General features: G+C 63.6%; 16 protein-coding genes. 8 read left to right on the plus strand and 8 right to left on the minus strand.

Annotated features, from left to right (window positions below):
* Positions 1–21: 21 nt before the first annotated feature.
* Positions 22–228, minus strand: coding sequence for a hypothetical protein (locus AC07UC_RS03780; RefSeq protein ID WP_494904111.1), 207 nt, complete (start codon positions 226–228; stop codon positions 22–24).
* 117 nt (positions 229–345) lie between these two features.
* Here AC07UC_RS03780 and AC07UC_RS03785 point away from each other — a divergent pair, with 117 nt between their 5' ends.
* Positions 346–2250, plus strand: a complete 1905-nt coding sequence (locus AC07UC_RS03785) for a BTAD domain-containing putative transcriptional regulator (RefSeq protein ID WP_494908888.1) — start codon at positions 346–348, stop codon at positions 2248–2250.
* A 23-nt stretch (positions 2251–2273) separates the two neighbouring features.
* Here the strand turns inward: AC07UC_RS03785 and AC07UC_RS03790 are convergent, their stop codons facing one another.
* The 4 genes from AC07UC_RS03790 to AC07UC_RS03805 form a co-directional block, all read right to left on the minus strand.
* Positions 2274–3389, minus strand: coding sequence for an aminomethyl transferase family protein (locus tag AC07UC_RS03790; RefSeq protein ID WP_494904112.1), 1116 nt, complete (start codon positions 3387–3389; stop codon positions 2274–2276).
* A 69-nt stretch (positions 3390–3458) separates the two neighbouring features.
* Positions 3459–4235, minus strand: a complete 777-nt coding sequence (locus AC07UC_RS03795) for an ABC transporter substrate-binding protein (protein ID WP_494904113.1) — start codon at positions 4233–4235, stop codon at positions 3459–3461.
* Positions 4236–4358: 123 nt separating this feature from the next.
* Positions 4359–6101 carry a hydantoinase B/oxoprolinase family protein gene (locus AC07UC_RS03800; RefSeq protein ID WP_494908889.1) on the minus strand — a complete coding sequence of 581 codons (1743 nt, stop codon included), beginning with the start codon at positions 6099–6101 and terminating at the stop codon, positions 4359–4361.
* A 16-nt stretch (positions 6102–6117) separates the two neighbouring features.
* Complete coding sequence (locus AC07UC_RS03805) at positions 6118–8202, minus strand: hydantoinase/oxoprolinase family protein (RefSeq protein WP_494904114.1); 2085 nt, start codon at positions 8200–8202, stop codon at positions 6118–6120.
* Between the two features lie 220 nt (positions 8203–8422).
* On the opposite strand from AC07UC_RS03805, the gene AC07UC_RS03810 reads away from it, so the two are divergent.
* The 7 genes from AC07UC_RS03810 to AC07UC_RS03840 all read left to right on the plus strand — a co-directional run bounded on the left by AC07UC_RS03810 (position 8423) and on the right by AC07UC_RS03840 (position 19721).
* Positions 8423–9250: a ferredoxin--NADP reductase gene (locus tag AC07UC_RS03810; RefSeq protein WP_056573788.1), complete on the plus strand. Its 828-nt coding sequence runs from the start codon at positions 8423–8425 to the stop codon at positions 9248–9250.
* 507 nt (positions 9251–9757) lie between these two features.
* A complete protein-coding gene (locus AC07UC_RS03815) occupies positions 9758–10906 on the plus strand; it encodes an efflux RND transporter periplasmic adaptor subunit (protein ID WP_494904115.1) in 1149 nt (382 codons plus the stop codon).
* Positions 10906–14064, plus strand: a complete 3159-nt coding sequence (locus tag AC07UC_RS03820) for an efflux RND transporter permease subunit (protein WP_494904116.1) — start codon at positions 10906–10908, stop codon at positions 14062–14064. Before AC07UC_RS03815 ends, AC07UC_RS03820 begins: the two co-directional genes overlap by 1 nt.
* A gap of 190 nt (positions 14065–14254) precedes the next feature.
* Entirely contained in the window at positions 14255–15310 is a 1056-nt protein-coding gene (gene deoC / locus AC07UC_RS03825; protein ID WP_494904117.1) for a deoxyribose-phosphate aldolase, read from the plus strand.
* 59 nt (positions 15311–15369) lie between these two features.
* Positions 15370–17742: an aldehyde dehydrogenase family protein gene (locus AC07UC_RS03830; protein WP_494904119.1), complete on the plus strand. Its 2373-nt coding sequence runs from the start codon at positions 15370–15372 to the stop codon at positions 17740–17742.
* Between the two features lie 189 nt (positions 17743–17931).
* Positions 17932–18663, plus strand: coding sequence for an SDR family oxidoreductase (locus AC07UC_RS03835; protein ID WP_140770858.1), 732 nt, complete (start codon positions 17932–17934; stop codon positions 18661–18663).
* A gap of 212 nt (positions 18664–18875) precedes the next feature.
* Positions 18876–19721: a fumarylacetoacetate hydrolase family protein gene (locus AC07UC_RS03840; protein WP_494904121.1), complete on the plus strand. Its 846-nt coding sequence runs from the start codon at positions 18876–18878 to the stop codon at positions 19719–19721.
* Positions 19722–19944: 223 nt separating this feature from the next.
* Here the strand turns inward: AC07UC_RS03840 and AC07UC_RS03845 are convergent, their stop codons facing one another.
* Genes AC07UC_RS03845 through AC07UC_RS03855 form a run of 3 tightly spaced genes read right to left on the minus strand, consistent with a single transcriptional unit; the run spans position 19945 to position 22857 of the window.
* Positions 19945–20943, minus strand: a complete 999-nt coding sequence (locus tag AC07UC_RS03845; protein ID WP_056573804.1) for an ABC transporter ATP-binding protein — start codon at positions 20941–20943, stop codon at positions 19945–19947.
* Positions 20944–20959: 16 nt separating this feature from the next.
* Positions 20960–22021 (minus strand): Gfo/Idh/MocA family protein, encoded by a 1062-nt coding sequence (locus AC07UC_RS03850; RefSeq protein WP_494904124.1) that lies wholly within the window; start codon positions 22019–22021, stop codon positions 20960–20962.
* Positions 22018–22857: a carbohydrate ABC transporter permease gene (locus AC07UC_RS03855; RefSeq protein ID WP_494904126.1), complete on the minus strand. Its 840-nt coding sequence runs from the start codon at positions 22855–22857 to the stop codon at positions 22018–22020. Before AC07UC_RS03855 ends, AC07UC_RS03850 begins: the two co-directional genes overlap by 4 nt.
* Between the last annotated feature and the right edge of the window lie 4 nt (positions 22858–22861).

Raw genomic sequence — 22861 nt, forward strand, 5'->3', positions numbered from 1 at the left:
GCGGCGTTCGGCCGAAGACGTTCAGTAGTTGTCGAGGTCCTCGTCGGAGCGCGGCCCGGGACTATTCTCATCGAGACCGGTCGCTGCGCTGTAGGCCTTCCAAATCGCTGAGGCGTATGCCTCGGCTATACTGAACAAGAAGCGACCCAGACGGAATCCAGGCCACTTCAAGAGCCCCTTCTTGAGAGTCCCGCCTGCCTTTCCCAGAAACTCTGCGACGACCGACATTGGTGTTTCCTCTCAGATGTTGTTTAGTTGCGAGAGGCAGCATCGAATTCGAGGCGTGAGACGGCTGTGAAAAGCTCGTGAATATCGCGAAAAAGCTGAAATTCAGAGTACATCGTGATGAGTCTGGCGCGGCTCGATCTCCTGGGTGGCTTTCATCTGACGTTCCCGCAGGGGAAAACCTTGGAGGTGGCCGCCAAGAAGAACAGAGCACTTCTAGGCATTCTCGCCGTGGCGCCGAACCAGGAGGCGACGCGTCACAAGCTGGCCGCTCTTCTATGGAGCGATCGAGGTGAGGAACAGGCAAGGGACAGCCTGCGGCAGGCCCTGGCCGCTATCCGCAGGGACCTTGCCGGATTGGGAGCGGATGCCTTGGCCCTGGTCGGGGATCGTGTCGCGCTCAATCCGAAATTCTTCACCGTCGACGTGACTGAATTCGTGGCTGCATCCGCGAGCCGGGACACGGCTGAGCTGCGGCGGGCTGCCACCCTCTATGCCGGCTCTTTTCTTGATGGGTTGAGCACGTTCGACAACGCTTTCGAGGATTGGCTTCGCGAAGTCCGTGCGGGCCTGTCCTTGCGGGCAATCGATGTGTTCCAAGCTTTGGCAGAATCGGAGAGCGGCAGCGAGCGCGTTGCAATTTGCGAACGGCTGGTTGCTCTTGATCCGCTGCGGGAGCCGTCGCATGTCGCGTTGATGCGGGCGCATATCGCCTTGGGTCAGGCCGCGCTCGCCATCAAGCAGTATGAGACGTGCAAATTGTTGCTGAAGCGCGAACTGAACCTGGAGCCAGGTGACGAGCTTCGGCTATTGCGCAGGAGCATGGACGAGACGTCCAAACCGCAGAACGGTGGCGCATCAAGCCGCGGGCCAGTCGTTGCGGTCCTAGCATTCGACAATATGAGCAGCGACCCCAATCAGGAATATTTCAGCGACGGGGTCACCGAGGACATCATCACCGAACTGGGGCGATTCGGCGAACTTCATCTCATAGCCCGCAATTCCTCCTTCGTGTTCAAGGGAAAGGTTGTCGACGCCGTCTCCATCGCGAAAGAGTTGTCCGTCGACTATCTGCTTCGGGGCAGCATTCGCCGTGCCGGCGACAGGGTCAGGATCTCATCGCAACTCATAGAGGCCAGATCCGGCAATCAAATCTGGGCCGATCGATTCGATCGGGAGCTGACGGATATTTTTGAGCTTCAGGAAGACATCGCCAGAAGTGTCGCCATCACCGTCGTCGGCACAATCCGAACTTCGGGTGTGGAGAAGATACGGCGCCTTCCGATCACCCAGCTCGATGCCTACGATCTGTATCTTCAGGCTCGCGTTCGGATGGTTCGCTATGACACCACTCTGGAAGCAGAGCCCTATCTTGCCAGGGCGATTGAGCTCGACCCGAATGTCGCTACCATCCATGCGATGATGGCGACCGTGCTCACAAGCAAATGGCTGCTCGAGGGGGACGGGAACACGCTCAAGATCGCTCTTGCCCACGGTCGGCGTGCTCTAAAACTTGAGCCGAAACAGGCATGGAGCCATACAGCGGTGGGTCACACGCTCATCTTCATGGGACAATTGGAGGAGGCGTTGCTGCATCTCGAGCAAGGTGTGAACCTCAATCCGAATGAAACCCGGGCGAGAGCAATACGGGGCTTGTGCTGGAGCTATCTCGGTCGGCATGAGGAAGCTTTGTCCGACCTGGACGTCTGTATCGCCCGTGATCCCCTGAATTACGATTGGTTCTGGGATCTACGCGGACAGGTTCTCCTGGTTCTCGGACGGTATCCTGAGGCGATAGCCTCCTACCGGAATCTCAATTCCTATGCATTTTGGGCCTATGCGTTTCTGGCGGTCTGTCATTTGAGAATGGGTGACGGGCATCTCGCCGCTCAAGCAGCCAGACAGTGCCTGGCGGCAAGGCCCGGTGCGACCGTAAGCACCATCTTGATCGATCCCTATCGTGACCCGAAGATCCTGGAGGATCTTCGAAGAGACCTGCTTGCCGTCGGTATACCCGATGGATGAGGTCGATCTTCCGATAAGCAGCACTAGCCTCTCAACCTAACCCCTTCCGGGTCAAAGAAGGGGATCGGCGCCACGACCGCGCGGGTCGGCTTGCCATCGATATCGACGCTGAGTTCAGTGCCGATGGCCGTGAAGGGTAGCCGCAGATGCGCCGTCGCCAGTACCTTGCCAAGGGAATAGCCGTGGTCGCTGTAGGTGACGATGCCGGCATCCTCGCCTTCGGCCAGTACACGCGCATCTGTCGCGGCCGGTCTGTCGCCGTCCAGGATCAGGCCGGTCCAGCGTTCGTCGAGGCCCTTGTCGCGGATTTTGAGCAGCGCCTCGCGGCCGACGAAATCGCCCTTGTCGAACTTGATCCAGCGATCGAGGCCGACATGGAACGGTGTGCGGCTTTCATCCATGTCGATGCCATGCGCCGGATAGGCCTTTTCCAGGCCAAGCGTGAACATCGCCAGCACGCCATAGGGTTGCAGGCCGAAGTCGGCTCCTGTCCGCATCAGCACGTCCCAGACAGAGACCGCCTCGTCGGCCGGGACAAACAATTCGAAGCCGAGTTCACCGGTCACGCCGGTGCGCGAGATCAGCACCTTTGTCTCGCCGACGCGCCCCGAGGTGAACGCCCAGCGCTTCAGGCCGTCCAGATCGGCATCGGAGACCAGCGCCTTCAACAATTCGCGCGAGCGTGGACCCTGGATGGTCGGGAAGGCGATCGCGGCGGTGATGTCGGTGACATAGGCCTTGCGCCCCTCGGCATGGTGCTGCAGCCAGGGCAGCATCTTCAGGCGGTTGACCGAGCCGGTGACCAGCATGAAATGCTCCGGTCCCAGCCTGAACACGGTGAGGTCGTCCATGATGCCGCCATCCTCGCGGCAGACCGTGGAGTAACGGACCTGGCCCGGTTTCATCGCGGCCGCGTCGTTGACGATGACATGGTAGACCAGCGCCTCGGCGTCCGGCCCCTTGATATCCATCTTGCCCATGGTGCTGAGGTCTTGCACGCCGACATTCTTGCGGGTGTTCAAATGCTCGTCGGCGATGCCGGAATAGTATTTGGCCGAGATGAAATCACCGCCGACCCGGCCCATGGTCGCGCCCAGCCCGACGATGCTGCTGTAGAAAGGGGAACGCCGCTCAGCCAAGGATATCTCCATCGTTCATAAAAAATCGGCAGCGCCGGGTGGCGCCGCCGAGGTCGATTGGTGCCGGGATTAACTCCCGTAGACGTCGAACGAAAAGTACTTGTCGTTGATTTCCTTGTACTTTCCGTTGGCGCGCAGCGCGTCGATGGCGGTGTTGAACTTGTCGGCCAGTTCCTTGTTGCCCTTCTGCAGCGCGATGCCGACGCCGGGTCCGTGAATGGCCGGATCGGCCGTCAGCGTGCCGAGCAGCTTGCAGCAGGCGCCGTCCGGTTTCTTCAGCCATTCGGTCAGGATGATCGAGCCGTCCATCATCGCATCAAGCCGGCCATTGGCCATGTCGGTGCGGGCATCGTCGCCGGTCGGGTAGGCCTTGACGGTCGAGCCCGAATATTTCTGCTCGGCGAATTTCTGGTGGATGGTCGCGGTCTGCACGCCGAGCGCCTTGCCTTTCAGATCGTCCGGCGAGGTGCCCGCAATGGTGGAATCCTTCGGCACGGCGATGGCCGGCGGCGTCTGGTAGTATTTGTGGGTGAACTCGACCTTCTCGGCCCGTTCCGGCGTGATGGTGATGTTGATGATGGCATCGAACTTGCCGGCCTGCAGCGCGGGAATAGAGCCGTCGAAATCCTGCACGGTGAATTCGCACTCGACCTTCATTTCGGCGCACAGCGCCTTGCCGAGATCGATGTCGAAGCCGCCCAGCGTGCCGTCGGCGCTGGCGTAGTTGAAGGGCGGATAAGCGCCCTCGGTGCCGATCCTGAGCTTCTTGTCCTGCGCGGAAGCAGCCCCGGCAGCAAGGGTAAGGGCGACGGAAGCGGCAAGCACGAAACGACCGAAAAGACGCATGTTCCAGATCTCCGTTGACTGCGGAAGTCTACGGGCTTTCGTGCAACCGGCGGTGACGGAAACGACATGTGCTGCGGCGATCACGGCGCTGTGACCGCTCTGCGCCATGGCGTGTGGCGGTGTTTAGCCGGCGCGCTGCCTGTCCGTGGCCTTGCGGTCAATTGTCAGACCGTCCGCCGACAGGACCACGCCGAATTTTTGGGCGGCTTCCTCAGAGGTGTAGTACCCCAGCGCCACGTCGCGCTGCACCTGATCGGCGTCACGCTCGCGCGGATCGCCATAACCGCCACCGCCCGGGGTGCCGACGCGCACGCGGTCGCCGGCCTTGAGCGGGATGTCCTGCTCCTTGGAGAGATGCGGCGGCACATGTTCCTCGCCATTGCGGAAGACGGTCACCGTGTTGACCGCGCCATCCCCACCGCCGAGCGCGCCTTGCGGGCCGAAGCGGCCGTGATCCATGACGAAGGAGGCCCGCGCGTCGCCGCGCAGGATCTCGACCTCGTAGGCGAGGCCGAAACCGCCGCGATGCCTGCCGGCGCCGCCGGAGCCTTCGCGCAAGGCATAGTGGCGATAGAGCACGGGAAAAGCCTGCTCCATGATCTCGACCGGCGGCGATTTGGAAATGCCGATGGTCGAGCAGCCATTGGTCAGGCCGTCATGGCCGGAATTGCCGCCATAGCCGCCGCCGGAAATCTGATACATGACGTAATCGCGGCCACGCACGGGATCGTTGCCGCCAAGCGCGAAATTGCCGCTGGAGCCGGCGGGGGCAGCCGTCACCTTGTCCGGCAGCGCCTGCACCAGGGCCGCGAACACCGCCTCGGCGATCCGCTGCGAGACTTCCGCCGCACAGCCAGAGACCGGGCGCGGGTATCTCGCGTCGAGGAAGGTGCCTTCCGGCCGCTTGACGATCAAGGGTTCGAAGGCGCCGGCGCTGATCGGCACATCCGGGAAGATGTGACGCATGGCGAGATAGACCGAGGACAGTGTCGTCGCCAGCACGCTGTTCATCGGCCCGGCGCAGGGCTTTGACGAACCGGCGAAATCGAAGGTCAGCGTATCGCCCTGCTTTTCGACGGCGAGCGCGATGGTCAGCGGTTCGTTGACCACCCCGTCGGAATCGACAAAGGCTTGGGAATGATAGGTGCCATCCGGAATGGCCGCTATGTTGGCGCGCATCTGCTCGGCGGCGCGGCGGCGCAGTTCGGCGATCGCCTCGACAACGGTTTCGTCACCGTAACGATCCAGGATTCCATTGAGCCTGTCCTGGCCGATCAGCAGCGCCGCGGCCTGCGCCCTGATGTCGCCGATGCGCTGGTCGGCGACGCGGATGTTGGAGCAGATGATGGCGTAGATCTCGGGATCGAGCACGCCCTTCTTGAACAGTTTTACCGGCGGCAGCCGCAGGCCTTCCTGTTCGACCGCCGTGGCGGAGGCGGAAAAACCGCCCGGCACCGAGCCGCCAATATCGGGCCAGTGGCCGGTGTTGGACAGCCAGCAGAAGATTTTTCCGCCCCGGTAGACCGGCATGACGAAGCGCACATCCATCAGGTGCGTGCCGCCGAGATAGGGGTCGTTGACGATGTAGATGTCTCCCGGCTCCGGCGCCAGGCAGCGGCCATCGGCGATCATCTCGATCACCGTTTTGGTCGAATACTGCATGACGCCGACGAACACCGGCAGGCCCTGGCTGCCCTGTGCAATCAGCGAACCGTCGACCGCCGAATAGATGCCGTCGGAGCGGTCATTGGCCTCGGCGATGACCGGGGAGAAGGCGGCGCGGGAAAAAGTCAGGTCCATCTCGTCGCAGACCTGCTGCAAGGCGGCCTGGAGAACCGAAAGCGTGATGGCGTCGAGCTTTGCCATATCCATGTCAGGCATCTCAGGCCTCGCCAATGTCGATGATGATGTTGCCGTCGGCATCCGAACGGGCGCGATCGCCGGGTTCAAGCACGGTCGTGGCGTCCATCTGTTCGAGGATCGCCGGGCCTTGGATAACCGCATCGAGCGGCAGTTTTTCCCTGATATAGACCGGCGTGTCGTGCCAGCGCCCGGCATACCAGACCGGGCGGATCTCACGCCGTGCCTCGTCGAGCGTCTTTGCGCGCCCCGCCGGATCGATCAGGCGCGACAGGTCGATCGCGGGGCGCACGCCTGTCACCGAGGTGTTGAGGTTGACGAGGTTGGCGCGGATCTCCGGCAACTCGACCTTGAAGCGGGCAAAATAGGCCTTTTCGAACAGGGCCTGCAGCTCTTTGCGGCTCACTGTCGAGGACGGCAGCGGCACGTTGATGATGTGGGTCTGGCCGACGAACTGCATGTCGGCGGAATGGGTGACGCGGATCGTCTCCGGCTTGACCGCTTCCTTGCCGATCAGCTCCTCGCCTTCGTTTCGATGCCGTTCCAATATTTGGTAAAGCTGGGTTTCATCAAGCACGGCCACGGGCTGGTTGACGGTGTTGACGAAGTCGTGGCGCAGGTCCGCGACGACGCAGCCGAGCGCGTTGGTGATGCCGGGGCGCGCCGGCACCAGCACCTTGGGCAGGCCGAGTTCGCGCGCCAGCGCCGTGGCGTGCAGCGGACCGGCGCCGCCGAAAGCGAACAGCGCGAAATCGCGCGGGTCATGGCCCCGCGAAACCGACACCATGCGGATGGCGCCGGCCATCTTCATGTTGCCGAGCCTGAGCACCGCGCCCGCCGCCTCGACGCCGGACAGGCCCGTCGCCTTGCCGATCCTCTCTTCGAAGATGCCGGTGACGCGCTCCACGGTGACCGGGTTTTCGACGGCCAGCAGTTTCTTCGGCGCCAGCCGGCCGAGCACCAGATTGGCGTCGGTGATGGTCGGTTCCAGGCCGCCGCGGCCGTAACAGATCGGGCCGGGATTGGCGCCGGCGCTTTCCGGGCCGATCTGGATCAGGCCAGCGGCATCGACGCGCGCGATCGAACCGCCGCCGGCTCCCACCGTGTGCACCGCCACCATCGGCACGTGGATCGGCATGGCATATTCGATCTCGATCTCGTTCGAGACCGCCGGCTCGGCGTTGCGGATCAGCGCCACGTCGGTCGAGGTGCCGCCCATGTCGTAGGTGACGAGGTTTTCGAAGCCGGCGCGCTTGCCCGTATAGGCAGCGGCAATCACCCCGGAGGCCGGACCTGACATGACGGTCTTGGCCGATTCACGTGTGACGAAGCGGGCCGAGATCATGCCGCCATTGCCGTTCATGATCAGGAAGTCGCGGGCATAGCCCTTGGCGGCCAGTTCCTTGCGCAGCCGCTCGACATAGCGCTCGAGGATCGGCTGCACCGAGGCGTTCACGGAGGCGGTGACGCCGCGCTCGAATTCGCGCGCTTCCGACAGCAGCGCATGACCCGTGGTGATGTAGCCATTCGGCCAGAGCTCGGCGGCGATCTCGGCGGCGCGCCGCTCATGCGAAGGGTTGGCGTAGGCGTGCAGGAAATGGATGACGAGGGATTCGCAGCCGGCCGCGATCAGCGTCTTCACCGCTTCACGCATCCCGGCCTCGTCGAGCGGCGTGCGCACCGTACCCGAAGCCTCGACGCGCTCCGACACTTCGAGCCTGAGATTGCGCGGGATGACGGGAACGAAGGTGCCGGTCATGCCATAGGGTTGCGGCCGTGTGCGCCGGCCAAGCTCGATCACGTCGCGAAAACCGCGTGTGGTGATCATGCCGGTCCTGGCCAGCCGGCGTTCGAGCACCGCATTGGTGGTGGTGGTGGTGCCATGCACGATGAGGTCGATGCCGCCGATCGGAAATCCGGTGGCGCCGAGTGCCGAAACCACGCCGAACGCCTGGTTGTCGACCGTGGTCGGGGTCTTAGCGATGTGCACCTTGCCGCCGTGCTTGCCGTCGATCAGAAGCAGGTCGGTGAAGGTTCCGCCGACATCGATGCCGGCCACGACGCTGCCCAGGGAATCCGGCGGCTGCACCGAAAAATTCTCTTTCATTGTCGAAACCCGAAATGCTGGGACTACGGATACGGCACAGTTTGGAAAGGTGTTTCGCGACGGTATCTTGACGCAAATATCGTTTGTATACTAATAAATTCCGGACACAAGAGCTTACCGCCTTGGAGTGTGCGAGCAGCACGCCGGAACCTGAACGGTTCGGGCGCGCAGGAAAAGGTTTGGCGCCCGCGTCCCCGATTGGGCCAGAAAGTTGGATTTGATGAACACCACATCCGCCTTCAACACCGCCGGCGCCCGCCCGCTTCAGTTTCCGATTCCGGCCAATGTCTATGCCGAAACCGTCGTCTCGGTGAAACACTACACCGACCGGCTGTTCTCGTTCCGCATCACCCGACCGCAGTCGCTGCGCTTCCGTTCCGGCGAGTTCGTCATGATCGGCCTGCCCAATGCCGAGAAGCCGGTGTTCCGCGCCTATTCGGTGGCAAGCCCGGCCTGGGACGAAGAGCTGGAATTCTTCTCGATCAAGGTGCCGGACGGCCCGCTGACCTCGGAACTGCAGAAGATCCAGGTCGGCGATACAGTCATCATGCGCCAGAAGTCGACCGGCACGCTGGTGGTCGATGCGCTGACGCCCGCCAAGCGGCTGTTCATGATCTCGACCGGCACCGGCATCGCGCCCTTCGCCAGCCTGCTGCGCGATCCCGACACCTACGAGAAATTCGATCAGCTGATCCTGACCCACACCTGCCGCGACAATGCCGAACTCACCTACGGCCAGGAGTTGGTGGCGGCGCTGGAAAGCGACCCGCTGATCGGCGAACTGACCGCCGGGCGCGTGACGCTCTACAATTCGACGACCCGCGAAGAGTCGGCCTGCATGGGCCGCATCACCGCGCTGATCGGCTCCGGCAAATTCTACGCCGACCTCGGCATTGAGAAGCTCAATCCCGAGACCGACCGCATCATGATCTGCGGCTCGATGCATATGCTGAAGGACGTCAAGGAACTTGCCGAAAGTCTCGGCTTCCAGGAAGGTTCGCTCAGCCATCCCGCGACTTTCGTCGTCGAGCGCGCCTTCGTCGGCTGAGGCCTGCTGCCCCCTTTCCTTCCAGGCGAACGCCTGATCTGGGATGCCCTGCTGGGACAGGTCGGACCGCTCGATCCCGACCGAAGGCACCGAAATCGCGCGCCTGTCAGCGCATACCGTCATATCTGATTTCAGGCCAGGCACGGTCGTGCCGGGAACGGCAATGTCGACGTCCGCCGCGTCGACCGGGCCCGCATGGCCGTGTGCGGTTGAGGCGCTCCTCGAGCCCTGGCTCGGACGGACCCTGGAAGTCACTTTATTGCGATGCAGCATTCAAGGCGGCCTCACGCATCCTTGAATGCCGCAGCGCAACATGACCGACTTGTAACCTGACAGGGCCGGGCCATCGGGACTACTGTCCCGGTGATCGACGCGGTCGGTCCTAACCTCCCAACCATCCTGAAAAGGCTTGATATTCTTGCCAGCCAGGTGGACGGCACCATGAGCATTTCATCAACACAGCAAACCAGTCGCAAACGGCCGAAGCGCTCCCGGAGCATCGTCCTGTTGACCACACTCCTCCTGCTCGCCGGCGGCTACGGCCTATGGCGCAGCCACGCCGACGGCGTGGCAAGAGCAGCCACCCAAACGGCGCAACCCTCGCCCAGGGTCCCGGTCACCGTGGCCACGGCAGAGAAGACCGATTTCCCGCTTTATCTCTATGGGCTCGGCACGGTGACGCCGCTGAACAACGTCAGCATCTCGAGCCGCGTCGCCGGCGTCGTCAACCAGGTTCCGGTCGAGCAGGGGCAAATGGTCAAGCAGGGCGACCTGCTCGCCGAGATCGACCCTCGTCCCTATCAGGCGGTGCTCGACCAGGCGAAGGCCAAGGAGGCGGAGGACGAAGCGACGCTCAAGAATGCGCAGGTCGTCCTCGATCGCCTGTCCACGCTCCTGAAAAAGACGTTCGAAACCCAGCAGGATGTCGATAACCAGCAGGCTGTCGTCACCACGACCGCCGCCACGATCGAGGGTGACAAGGCAGCGATCGAGGCGGCGCAGCTCAACCTCGATTTCACCCGGATCACGGCGCCGCTGACCGGCAAGACAAGCTTCCGCACCATCGATCCGGGCAACATCGTGCAGGCCGGCCAGAGCCCCGGGCTTTTCACGGTCGTGCAGCTCCAGCCCATCTATGTGTCGTTCACGCAGCCGCAGGACGAGGTTTCGACCATCAACAAGGTTTTCGCGGCCGGCCCGGTTGCGATCGATACGCTTGGCGCGGACATGAAGACCGTGCTGGCGAGCGGCAGACTGGAAGCGATCCAGAACGCGGTCGACCAGGCTTCCGGCACGATTTCGCTCAAGGCGACGTTCACGAACCAGGACAATGCGCTGTGGCCGGGCCTGTCCGTCAACACGCGCATACGCATCGGCACGATGGTGGGCGCGATCGTGGTGCCGGACGAAGCCGTCCAGCACGGCCCTGACGGGCTCTTCGCCTATGCCGTCGGCGACGACGGCAAGGTCCGTCGGCAAGCCGTCAAAACGGGTCCTTCGGACGGCGGGCAAACGGTCGTCACCGACGGCCTCGCCGCCGGACAGCGTGTCGTGGTTGCCGGCCAATACCGGGTGGTCGATGGTGCAAGCGTCGATCCAACGCCGGCTCCTGGCGGCGGACAGGCGCAGAACGGCGCTGCCGGAGGTGCAAGCTGATGGCACAGATCGGTGTTTCCACGCCTTTCATCCGCTATCCCGTCGCCACGTCGCTGTTGATGATCGGCGTGCTGTTCGTCGGCGTGGTCGCCTATCTCAACCTGCCCGTCGCGGCGATGCCGAACGTCGACTTCCCGACGATCCAGGTGTCGACCAGCCTGCCGGGCGCCGACCCGATCACGATCGCATCGTCGGTGACCCAGCCGCTCGAGACGCAGTTCGCGCAGATACCGGGCATTGCCGAAATGACATCGAGCAGCCTGTCCGGCTCGAGCCAGGTCACCCTGCAATTCGCGCTCGACGTCGATATCGCATCGGCCGCCGGGCTGGTGCAGTCGGCCATCAACGCCGCCGGCGGACAGCTGCCGAAGAACCTCCCCAATCCACCCACCTACAGGGAGGTCAACCCGACCGATTCGCCGATCATGCTGATCGGCGCAAGTTCGACCGACTTGCCACTGACGACGTTGAGCGACGACGTCTACACCAAGCTGGCGCAAGTGATCAGCCATGTCGACGGCGTCGGCCAGGTGCTGGTCGGCGGCCAGCAGACGCCTTCGATCCGTGTCCAGCTCGATCCCGCCAAGCTCGCGGCAAGGGGCCTGTCGCTGGAAGCGGTGCGCACCCCGCTGTCGATCGGCACGGTGGACCTGCCCAAGGGCAACATCCAGGGCGAAGTGCGCTCCTTCACCATCTTCTCCAACGACCAGATGACGGCGGCCGATGACTGGAACAACGCCATCATCGCCTATCGCGATGGGGCGCCGGTGCGGGTCAAGGATGTCGGCCGGGCCGTGCTCGACGCGCAGGACTACACCCAGGCCGGCTGGACCGACACGACACGCGGCGTCGTGCTCGTCATTTTCAAGGAGCCGGGCGCCAACATCATCGACACGGTCGACAAGATCAAGGCGGAGCTGCCGATGCTGACCGCCTCGATGCCGGCCTCGCTGAAGCTGCAGGTGCTTTCCGACCGCACCCAGACCATCCGCGCCTCGGTGGCGGATGTGCAGTTCACGCTGATGCTCACCATCGGGATGGTGGTGATGGTGATCTTCCTGTTCCTGCGCAATGTCTGGGCGACCGCCATCCCGGCCTTCACCGTGCCGCTGGCGCTGCTTGGCGCATGCGCCCTGATGTGGTCCGCCGGCTACAGCATCGACAATCTGTCGCTGATGGCGTTGACGATCTCGATCGGCTTTGTCGTCGACGACGCCATCGTCATGCTGGAGAACATCGTCCGCTATATCGAGCACGGTGAGAAACCGATGGATGCCGCGATCCGCGGCGCCAGCGAGATCGGCTTCACCATCATGTCGATCTCGATTTCCCTGGTGGCGGTGCTGATCCCGCTGCTCCTGATGAGCGGCATTATCGGCCGCCTGTTCAAGGAGTTCGCGGTGACGCTGGCCATGACCATTCTGGTCTCGGCCTGTGTCTCGCTGACGCTGACGCCGATGCTGGCTTCGCGCTTCATCAAGCCCGCCAACGAGGAACATCACGGCAGGCTCTACCGGTGGAGCGAAAGCGTTTTCGACGGCATGCTGCGCGCCTATGAGCGCGGCCTCGACCGGGCGCTCGGGCATCGTTTCATCACGCTGCTGGTATTCCTGACCTGCGTCGGGCTGACCGGTTATTTCTTCACGCTGGTTCCAAGCGGCTTCTTCCCGCAGCAGGACACCGGCCTGATTTTCGGCCAGGTGATCGCGGGCCAGGACGTCTCCACCGGCCAGATGCAATCCTACATGGCGCAATTTGCCGGGATCGTCTCCAAGGATTCGGCGGTGGCGCATTTCGCGGCATCGACGGGCGGCAATGGCAACACGCAGAACACCGGCCGCATGTTCATCCAGCTGAAGCCGCGTGACGAGCGCGACGTTTCGGCCGACCAGATCATCCGGCGGCTGCAGCCGAAGCTATCGGCCGTCCAGGGCGCGCGCCTGTTCATGCAGGCCTCGCAGGACGTGCGCGTCGGCGGCAAACTGTCGGCCTCGCAATACCAGTATGTGCTGGAAAGCAGCGACCTCGACTCGCTCGATGACTGGGCGCCCAAACTGTTGACGGCCTTGCAGCGCCTGCCCGAATTGCGCGACGTCTCGACCGACCAGATGAGTTCCGGCACGACGCTGACGCTGCAGGTCGATCGCGACCAGGCCGCCCGCTATGGCTTGACGGCGAACGACGTTGACAACACGCTCAACGACGCTTTCGGCCAGCGCCAGATCGCCCAGTACTTCACGCAGCTTTCGACCTACGATGTGATCCTGGAGGTGCTGCCGTCGCTGCGCGGCAACCTGAAGGCGCTCGACCAGATCTATCTGACGACATCGAGCGGGTCGCAGGTGCCGCTCTCGGCCATCGCCAAATGGACGACGAAACCAGTGCAGCCGCTGGTGATCAATCACGAAGGCCAGTTCCCTTCGGTGACGATCAGCTTCAACCTGGCGCCCAACATCGCGCTCGGCCAAGCCACCGCCGCCATCGACAGGGCCGCCGCCGAGATGCGGCTGCCGGCGACTATCCAGACCAACTACACGGGAACGGCACAGGCCTTCCAGCAGTCGCTGTCTTCAGTGCCGGTGCTCATCCTCGGCGCGCTGGTGGTGGTCTATTTGATCCTCGGCATCCTCTATGAAAGCTACGTCCACCCGCTGACCATTCTCTCCACTCTGCCCTCCGCCGGGCTTGGCGCGCTGGGCACGCTGCTCGTCTTCCATATGGAGTTCAACCTGATCGGGCTGATCGGCGTCATCCTGCTCATCGGCATCGTCAAGAAGAACGGCATCATGATGGTGGACTTCGCCATCGCGGCGGAAAGGGACCAGAATCTCAGCTCCCTGGAATCGATCCGCCAGGCCTGCCTGCTGCGCTTCCGGCCGATCATGATGACCACCATGGTCTCGATGCTGGGCGCGCTGCCGCTGATGCTGGAGAACGGCACCGGGGCGGAAATCCGCCAGCCGCTCGGTTACACAATGTTCGGCGGGCTGCTTGTCAGCCAGGCGCTGACGCTCTTCACCACGCCGGTGATCTATCTCTACCTCGACGACCTTTCCCATTGGCTCACCTCATTCGGCAAGCATGAGTCGGAGCATGCCGAACCCGAACTTATCGAGGCTGAAATCGGCGTGGCGGCGCGCAAGCTGGCGGCCGAGTAGGCTTGCGTCGGCGCGCGGGCCGACATCCGCTTGTGGCCTCGGTCCAAACGATCGTGTAAGTATCGCCCTAAAGCGCGTCGCGTCGGAACGGATTCGTGCAACGCGCTTTAGGCTTTTGTTTTATGCATGTCGTTCCCCCAAAACCGAGGTCACTTTTGGGCGACATGCATTGAACGAGAAAGGGCAGGAAATGAGCAATACGATCCGCGAAGCCGAGCCCGGCACCAGCGCGTCGAAAGTGACGCCGCTGCCGGCTCGCGCCGCCGCCAACACCCCGATACCGCCGGATCATCGCATCGCGCGCAATCCCGGCATGAAGCTCGATCCCGGCTTCATGGAATCGGTTCGCAGCGTCAACCGCTCGGCACTCGAACGGCGCGTCGCCAGCCTGACCAAGCGGCGCTCGATCAAGGCCGACAACCAAGCGGCCTGGCTGCTGCGCGCCATTGCCTGCATGGACCTGACGACGCTGAATTCCAATGACACCGAGGAGCGGGTGCGCCGGCTCTGCGCCAAGGCGATCAACCCGCTGCGCCGCGACATCGTCGAGGGCCTCGGCATTTCGGGCGAAACCATCCGGCCGGCGGCTGTCTGCGTCTACCATCCCTTCGTCGCTACCGCCGTCGACGCCGTGCGCGGCACCGGCATCCATGTCGCCGCCGTTTCCACGGCCTTTCCGCATGGCCTTGCGCCGCTGTCGACGCGCCTGCAGGAAATCGAGGCTTCGGTGCGCGACGGCGCCGACGAGATCGACGTCGTCATTCCGCGCGGGCTGGTGTTCGGCGCCAAATGGCGGGAGCTCTACAATGAGATCGTGTCGATGCGCGCCGCCTGCGGTGACGCGCATCTGAAGGTCATTCTCGGCACCGGCGACCTCGCCACGCTGCGCAATGTCATGCTGGCCTCGATGGTGGCGATGATGGCGGGCGCCGATTTCATCAAGACCTCGACCGGCAAGGAAAGCGTCAATGCGACGCTGCCGGTTGGCCTCGCCATGGTGCGCGCCATCAGGGCCTATTTCGAGGAGACCGGCTATCTCATCGGCTTCAAGCCAGCCGGCGGCATCTCCACCGCGAAAGCCTCGCTCGACTGGCTGGTGCTGATGAAGGAAGAACTCGGCCGGCCGTGGCTCGAACCCGAGCTGTTCCGCTTCGGCGCGTCGAGCCTGCTGACCGACATCGAGCGCCAGCTGGAGCACCATTTGACCGGGCATTATTCGGCCAATCACCGCCACGCGATGGCTTGAGCACCCACCCCGATCGGCTTTGCCGATCGACCCTCCCTTGGGAGGGTGAAGGAGGCACGATGAACATTCTCGACCGCTATCACGCCATGGACTACGGCCCGGCGCCGGAAGCCCGCAACGAGGCCGATGCATGGCTTGCCGCGCGCGATTTCGGCAAGGCGCTGTTCATCGACGGTGCCTGGAAGGCCGCGTCCGGCGGCAAGACTTTCGAGACCAGCGAGCCGTCTTCCGGCAAGCTGCTGGCCAAGGTTTCGGACGCCAGTGCGGCCGATATCGACGCGGCGGTCGCCGCAGCCACCAAGGCATTGCCGAAATGGAGCGCCAGTTCAGGCTACCAGCGCGCCAAGGTGCTCTACGCGATCGGCCGCGCCATGCAGCGCCACCAGCGCCTGTTCGCCGTGCTGGAGACAATCGACAATGGCAAGCCGATCCGCGAAAGCCGTGACATAGACGTGCCGCTGGCGATCCGCCATTTCATCCATCATGCCGGCTGGGCGCAGGCGCTGGACAAGGACTTTCCGGGCCATAAGGGTGTCGGTGTCGTCGGCCAGATCATCCCGTGGAATTTCCCGCTGCTGATGCTGGCCTGGAAGATTGCGCCGGCGCTTGCCGCCGGCTGCACGGTGGTGCTTAAGCCGGCCGAATTCACGCCATTGACCGCAATTCTGTTCGCCGAGATTTGCGAACGCGCTGGGGTGCCGAAGGGCGTCGTCAACATTGTCCATGGCGGACCCGAAGCGGGGGCTGCCATCGTCAATCATCCCGGCATCCAGAAGATCGCCTTCACCGGCTCCTCGGAGGTCGGCAAGATCATCCGCAAAGCCACGGCGGGATCGGGGAAAAAGCTGTCGCTGGAGCTCGGCGGCAAATCGGCCTTCATCGTCTTCGAGGATGCCGATCTCGACAGCGCCGTGGAAGGTCTGGTCGACGGCATCTGGTTCAACCAGGGCCAGGTCTGCTGCGCCGGTTCGCGGCTGCTGGTGCAGGAGGGCATTGCCGAAGCCCTGATCGCCAAGGTCAAGTCGCGGATGAGCAGGTTGCGCGTCGGCAGTCCGCTCGACAAGAACACCGATATCGGCCCGCTGGTCGACATCACACAGCTCGACCGCGTCAAGGGACTGGTCGCCGAAGGGGCGAAACAGGGCGCCGTCTGCTGGCAGCCGGACGCGGCGCTGCCGTCCTCCGGCTATTACCATCTGCCGACGCTCGCAACCGGTGTTTCGCCGGCTAATATCCTTGCCCAGGAAGAGGTGTTCGGGCCGGTTCTGGCGACCATGACCTTCCGCAACACGGAGGAAGCGATCGAACTCGCCAACAACACGCGCTATGGACTGGCGGCCTCGGTTTGGAGTGAGAACGTCAATCTGGCTTTGCACGTGGCGCCGCAACTGAAGGCCGGCGTCGTCTGGGTCAACGGCACCAACATGTTCGACGCTGCCTGCGGCTTTGGCGGCTACCGCGAGAGCGGCTTTGGCCGCGAGGGCGGGCGCGAAGGCATGTTCGAGTATCTCGCGGCAAAGCTGCCGCTCGGTCCGGTCATCAAGGCCGCGACTGTCTCGGCGCAACCGGTCGAGCAAGCCGACGGCCTGGCCATAGACCGCACGGCGAAGCTCTTCATTGGCGGCAAGCAGGTACGGCCGGACGGCAATTATTCGCTGGCCGTCGCCACCGCCAAGGGCAAGCTGGCCGGCGAGGTCGGGCTCGGCAGCCGCAAGGACATTCGTGACGCGGTTTCGGCCGCACGCGGTGCCAAGGCCTGGCCGGAGGCGACCGCCTATAACCGCTCCCAGGTGCTTTACTATCTTGCCGAGAACCTGTCCGGCCGCACCGATGAGTTCGCCGCACGCCTCGTGCAGCTCACAGGCGTGACGGCCAAGGCGGCGCGCGAGGAGGTCGAGCAGTCGATCGAGCGGTTGTTCCTTTATGCCGGCCTTGCCGACAAGTTCGAGGGCCGCGTCCACCAGCCGCCGGCTCGCGCCGTGACGCTGGCCCTGCACGAGCCGGTCGGCGTCGTCGGCATCGTAGCGCCCGATGCCTCGCCGCTGCTTGGCCTGATCTCGCTCATCGCCCCGGCGCTCGCGATGGGCAACACCGTGGTCGCCGTGCCGTCCGAACGCTATCCGCTGCTCGCCACCGACCTCTATCAGGTGATCGAATATTCCGATGTTCCGGCCGGCGCCATCAACATCGTCACCGGACGCAGCGCCGAGCTTGCCGGCGTGCTGGCCAAGCATGACGATGTCGACGGGCTCTGGGTGTTCGCCGATGCCGAGACCTGCGCCAGGGCGGAAGCCGAGTCCGTCGGCAACCTCAAGCGCGTCTGGAGCGGCAATGGCCGCAGCCTGGACTGGGCATCCGACGAGGCGGCCGGCGATGCTTTCCTGCGCCGCGCCATCGAGGTGAAGAACGTCTGGGTGCCTTACGGCGACTGACATTTCCGTGCTGTCGCAATGGTGATCGCGTTCGGACTTGACGCCCGGACACATGTTCTTTAACGAGAAAAAACATCTTTATCTGTAAACTGACGGCGGCCCAGGCTGCATGGTGATGCCTTACTGGCACACGACGCCGTGGCAGGACGCCGGTAAATTCGGATGATCCAGAGGAGCGAGGAGAAAAGCATGGCGGATCTGGCAGGCAAGGTCGTTGTCATCACGGCGGCGGCACAAGGCATCGGCAAGGCGAGCGCACTGGCCTTCGCCAAGGCTGGAGCCACCGTCCATGCCACCGACATCAACGAGGTGCTGCTCGCCGAACTCGCCAAGACGTCCGGGATCAAGACCCGCAAGCTGGATGTGCTGAACGACGAGGCCGTCAATACGGCCTTTGCCGAGATCGGCCGCGTCGACGTGCTGTTCAACTGCGCCGGCTTCGTCCATTCCGGATCGATCCTCGAGATGAAGGATGGCGATCTCGATTTCGCGCTGAACCTCAATGTCCGCGCCATGGTTCGCACCATCCGCGCCGTGCTGCCCGGCATGCTGGAGCGCGGCGATGGCGCCATCATCAACATGGCCTCGCTGGCGAGCTCGACCAAGGGCGTGCCGAACCGGTTCGTCTACGGCCTGAGCAAGGCCGCGGTCATCGGCCTGACCAAGGCGGTCGCCGCCGATTATGTCGGCAAGGGCATACGCTGCAACGCCATCTGCCCCGGCACGGTCGAAAGCCCGTCGCTGCAGGACCGCATGCATGCGCAGGGCGACTATGAGGCCGCCCGCGCCGCCTTCATCGCCCGCCAGCCGATGGGCCGGCTCGGCACGCCGGAGGAGATCGCCGACCTCGCCGTCTATCTGGCCGGCGCGACCTATACGTCCGGGCAGGCCTACAATATCGACGGCGGCTGGTCGATCTAGCGCAATCAAGCAGGCGGTCGGCAAGCGGAGAATCGCGGCGCTTATCGAGATCGGGAAGTCTGAAAATCCGGCTCGCGGACCCGTTCAACAGATGTCCGCGCTTGCCGGTTCTCAGGTCGATGGGTAGGGTCCGCCGGGCTCCTCAAGGAAGCCATCGCCTCGGCGGAGAATTTGCAAAAGGCCGCGAGGCCGCAACCAGGAGAAGGATTTAGATGAAACTGCTGCGCTATGGCGAGGTGGGGAGCGAACGTCCCGGCCTGCTCGATGCGGATGGGACGATCCGCGATCTCTCCGCCCATGTCGCCGACATTGCCGGCACGGTGCTGCATCCGGCCTCGCTGGAGATGCTGGGCAAGCTCGATGCAAAGTCGCTGCCGGCGGTTTCCGGCAAGCCGCGCCTCGGGGCCTGCGTCGCCGGCACCGGCAAGTTCATCTGCATCGGCCTCAACTATTCCGACCACGCCGCCGAAACCGGCGCCACGGTACCGCCGGAACCGATCATCTTCATGAAGGCAAGCTCGGCCATTGTCGGGCCGGACGACGACGTGCTGATCCCGCGCGGTTCGGTGAAGACCGACTGGGAAGTCGAACTCGCCGTGGTCATCGGCAAAACGGCAAAATATGTCAGCGAAGCCGATGCGCTCGATTATGTCGCCGGCTATTGCGTCGCCCACGACGTCTCCGAGCGCGCCTTCCAGGCCGAACGCCAGGGCCAGTGGACCAAGGGCAAGAGCTGCGACACGTTCGGCCCGACCGGCCCGTGGCTGGTGACCAAGGACGAAGTCGCGGACCCGCAGAACCTCAAGATGTGGCTGACCGTCAACGGCAAGACCATGCAGGACGGCTCGACCAAGACCATGGTCTATGGCGTCAAATATCTGGTGTCCTATCTCAGCCAGTTCATGTCGCTGCATCCCGGCGACATCATTTCGACAGGCACGCCGCCCGGCGTCGGCCTCGGCATGAAGCCGCCGGTGTTCCTGAAGGCGGGCGATGTGGTGGAACTGGGCATCGAGGGCCTGGGCCAGCAGAAGCAGACGTTCAAGGCTGATTTGTAGCCGCGGCAGTTCTTCCCCTTCTCCCCTTGTGGGAGAAGGTGGCCTCGCGAAGCGAGGTCGGATGAGGGGTGCGCGAAGGATCTCTGCTTGCAGAAGTCAAGCGCCTGAAGTCTTTCGGCCTTTTCACGCCTCACTCCGCTGGAAGACCCCTCATCCGTCTCGGCGCTACGCGCCGATCCACCTTCTCCCACAAGGGGAGAAGGTAAGAGGCGTTGGCGCCAGATTACTTCAGCACCTTCCCATCAGCGCCAAACCGATAGGTCTTGGCCGGATCCGGCGTCGCATAGAGCGTCGCGCCCGGCTCGGCGTCGTAGACGCCGAAAATCCGCACCGTGATCAGCCCGGCCTTCTCGCAGTCGAGATAGAGATTGGTGTCGGCGCCGAGATGCTCGGCATGCACCACCGTGCCCTTCCAGGCGCCCGATTTCGGATCGACGGTCAGATGCTCCGGCCGAACGCCGATGGTCTTGGCCGTTTCGCCGAGGCGGGCGCCGTCGATGAAATTCATCTTCGGCGAGCCGATGAAGCCGGCGACGAACTCATTTGCCGGCGCATTGTAGAGCTCCATCGGGCCACCGATCTGCTCGATCCTGCCGGCGTTCAGCACCACAATCTTGTCGGCCAATGTCATTGCCTCGACCTGGTCGTGGGTGACGTAGATCATCGTCGCCTTCAGCCGGCGGTGCAGCTGCGCGATCTCCAGCCGGGTGTTGACGCGCAGCGCGGCATCGAGGTTCGACAGCGGCTCGTCGAAGAGGAACAGCTTGGGCTCCCGCACCACGGCGCGGCCGATGGCTACGCGCTGGCGCTGGCCGCCGGAGAGTTCGGCCGGCCGCCGCTCCAGATAGGGCTCAAGCGACAGCATCGATGAGGCGATGCCGATGCGGCGGTCGATCTCGGCCGCGGGTGTGCCGGCCTGCTTGAGGCCAAGGCCCATATTGTTCTTCACCGTCAGATGCGGGTAGAGCGCATAGGTCTGGAACACCATGGCGATGCCGCGCTTGGCCGGTGGCGTGACTGACACATCCTCGCCGTCGATCAACACCCGGCCGGAGGTCGAATCCTCCAGCCCGGCGATGACCCGAAGCAAGGTCGACTTGCCGCAGCCCGACGGGCCGACAAAGACGACGAATTCGCCATCGGTCACTTCGAGGTCGATGCCCTTCAGCACCTCGACCGGCCCGAAGGCCTTCTTCACATTCTCGATCTTCAGCGAACCCACGGCTTCGTTCCTGTCGTTAGAGTTTGACGGCTATGCCGCTGCGCACGCTGTCGTCGGCGGCAAGGCAGACGGCGAGCGACTTCACCGCGTCGTCCATGTGTTTGGTGAGATCCAGATCCTCGCGGATCGCCTTCAGCACGAAGGCCTGTTCGAGATCGCAGAGGTCCTGGTGGCCGGGTTCGCCTTCCATCGACAGCATCTCGTCGGCTTTGGCGAACTTGCCGTCCGGGCCGGTCGCCGCACTGTGCAGGCGAATGGTCGAGGTCTTGGTGTGGGTGTCGATGTCGTCCGACTTCACACCTTCCTTCATGACGATCGACACACAGCCCTTCGGCGAAATGACGTCCTTCACGAAGAAGGCGGTCTCCGAAATCATCGGGCCCCAGCCGGCTTCGTACCAGCCGACCGAGCCGTCATCGAACAGAACCTGCAGATGGCCGTAATTATACATCGACGGCGCCACCTCCTCGGTCAGCCGCACGCCCATGCCGCGCACCTCGACCGGCCTGGCGTCGGTGATCTGCAGCATGACGTCGAGATAGTGGACGCCGCAGTCCACGATCGGCGAGGTCGTCTGCATCAGCTGCTTGTGCGTCTCCCAGGTGTGGCCCGAAGACTGCTGGTTGAGGTTCATGCGGAACACGTAGGGGCCGCCGAGCTTGCGCGCCTCGGCGATCAGCCTGATCCAGGACGGGTGATGGCGCAGGATGTAGCCGATCACCAGTTTCCTGCCGTTGGCTTGTGCCGCCGCGACGACGCGTTTGGCGTCGGCCACCGTCGTTGCCAGCGGCTTTTCGACAAAGACGTGGCAGCCGGCCTCGAACGCCTTCACCGCATAGTCGGCATGGCTGTCGGAATAGGTGGCGATGCAGGCGACATCGGGCTTTTCATCGCGCAGCGCCTCGTCGAAGGAACGCCTGATGCCATAGCCCGACAGCCCGTCCGGCAGCGGCACGTCGGAACGGTTGATCAGCGCAGCGATCTCGAAGCCCGGATTGGTGTGATAGGCCAGCGCATGGCTGCGGCCCATATTGCCGAGCCCGGCGACGACGACGCGAAGAGGTTTTTCCAAACTCACTTGACGGCTCCGGAGGTGATGCCGCGGATCAATTGCCGCGAGAAAATGACGTAGAGGATCAGCACCGGCATGATCGCCAGCGAAAGTGCTGCCAGGATGGCGTTCCAGTTGGTGACGAACTGGCCGAGGAAGAGCTGCGCGCCGAGCGTCACCGTCTTGGTCTCCTCCGACGGCGCCAGGATCAGCGGGAACCACAGATCGTTCCAGATCGGGATCATGGTGAAGACGCCGACGGTCGCCATGGACGGCCGCACCAGCGGCAGCACCAGGCGGAAGAAGATGGTGTATTCGGACAGGCCGTCGATACGGCCGGCATTCTTCAGGTCGTCGGAGACCTGCTTCATGAATTCCGACAGGATGAAGACGGCGAGCGGCAGGCCTTGCGCGGTGTAGACCAGGATCAGCGCCGTCAGCGTGTTGACCAGCCCGCTCGCCACCATCAACTGGAGGATGGCGACGGTGCCGAGCCGGATCGGTATCATGATGCCGAGCGCGAGATAGAGCCCCATGAGCGAATTGCCGCGGAAGCGGTATTCCGACAGGGCGAAGGCTGCCATGGCGCCGAACAACAGCACGAAGAACAGCGAGGCGACGGTGACGACAAGGCTGTTCTGGAAATAGTGGATGAAGTCGCCCTGGCCGATCACCGTGGTGTAGCCGATCAGGTCGAAGGTTTTCGGCGTCGGCGGCGTCAGCGGCGCGCCGAAGATGCCGGCGCGGGACTTGAACGAATTCATGATCACCAGGATCACCGGAAACAGCGCGATCGCCGTGTAGGTCAAAAGGATCGCGTGGGCGCCGATGGTGCGGGGCAGCGAACGGGTGGCGGTGCTCATCTCC

This window comes from Mesorhizobium sp. GW821-FHT04C10 (assembly GCF_059420305.1).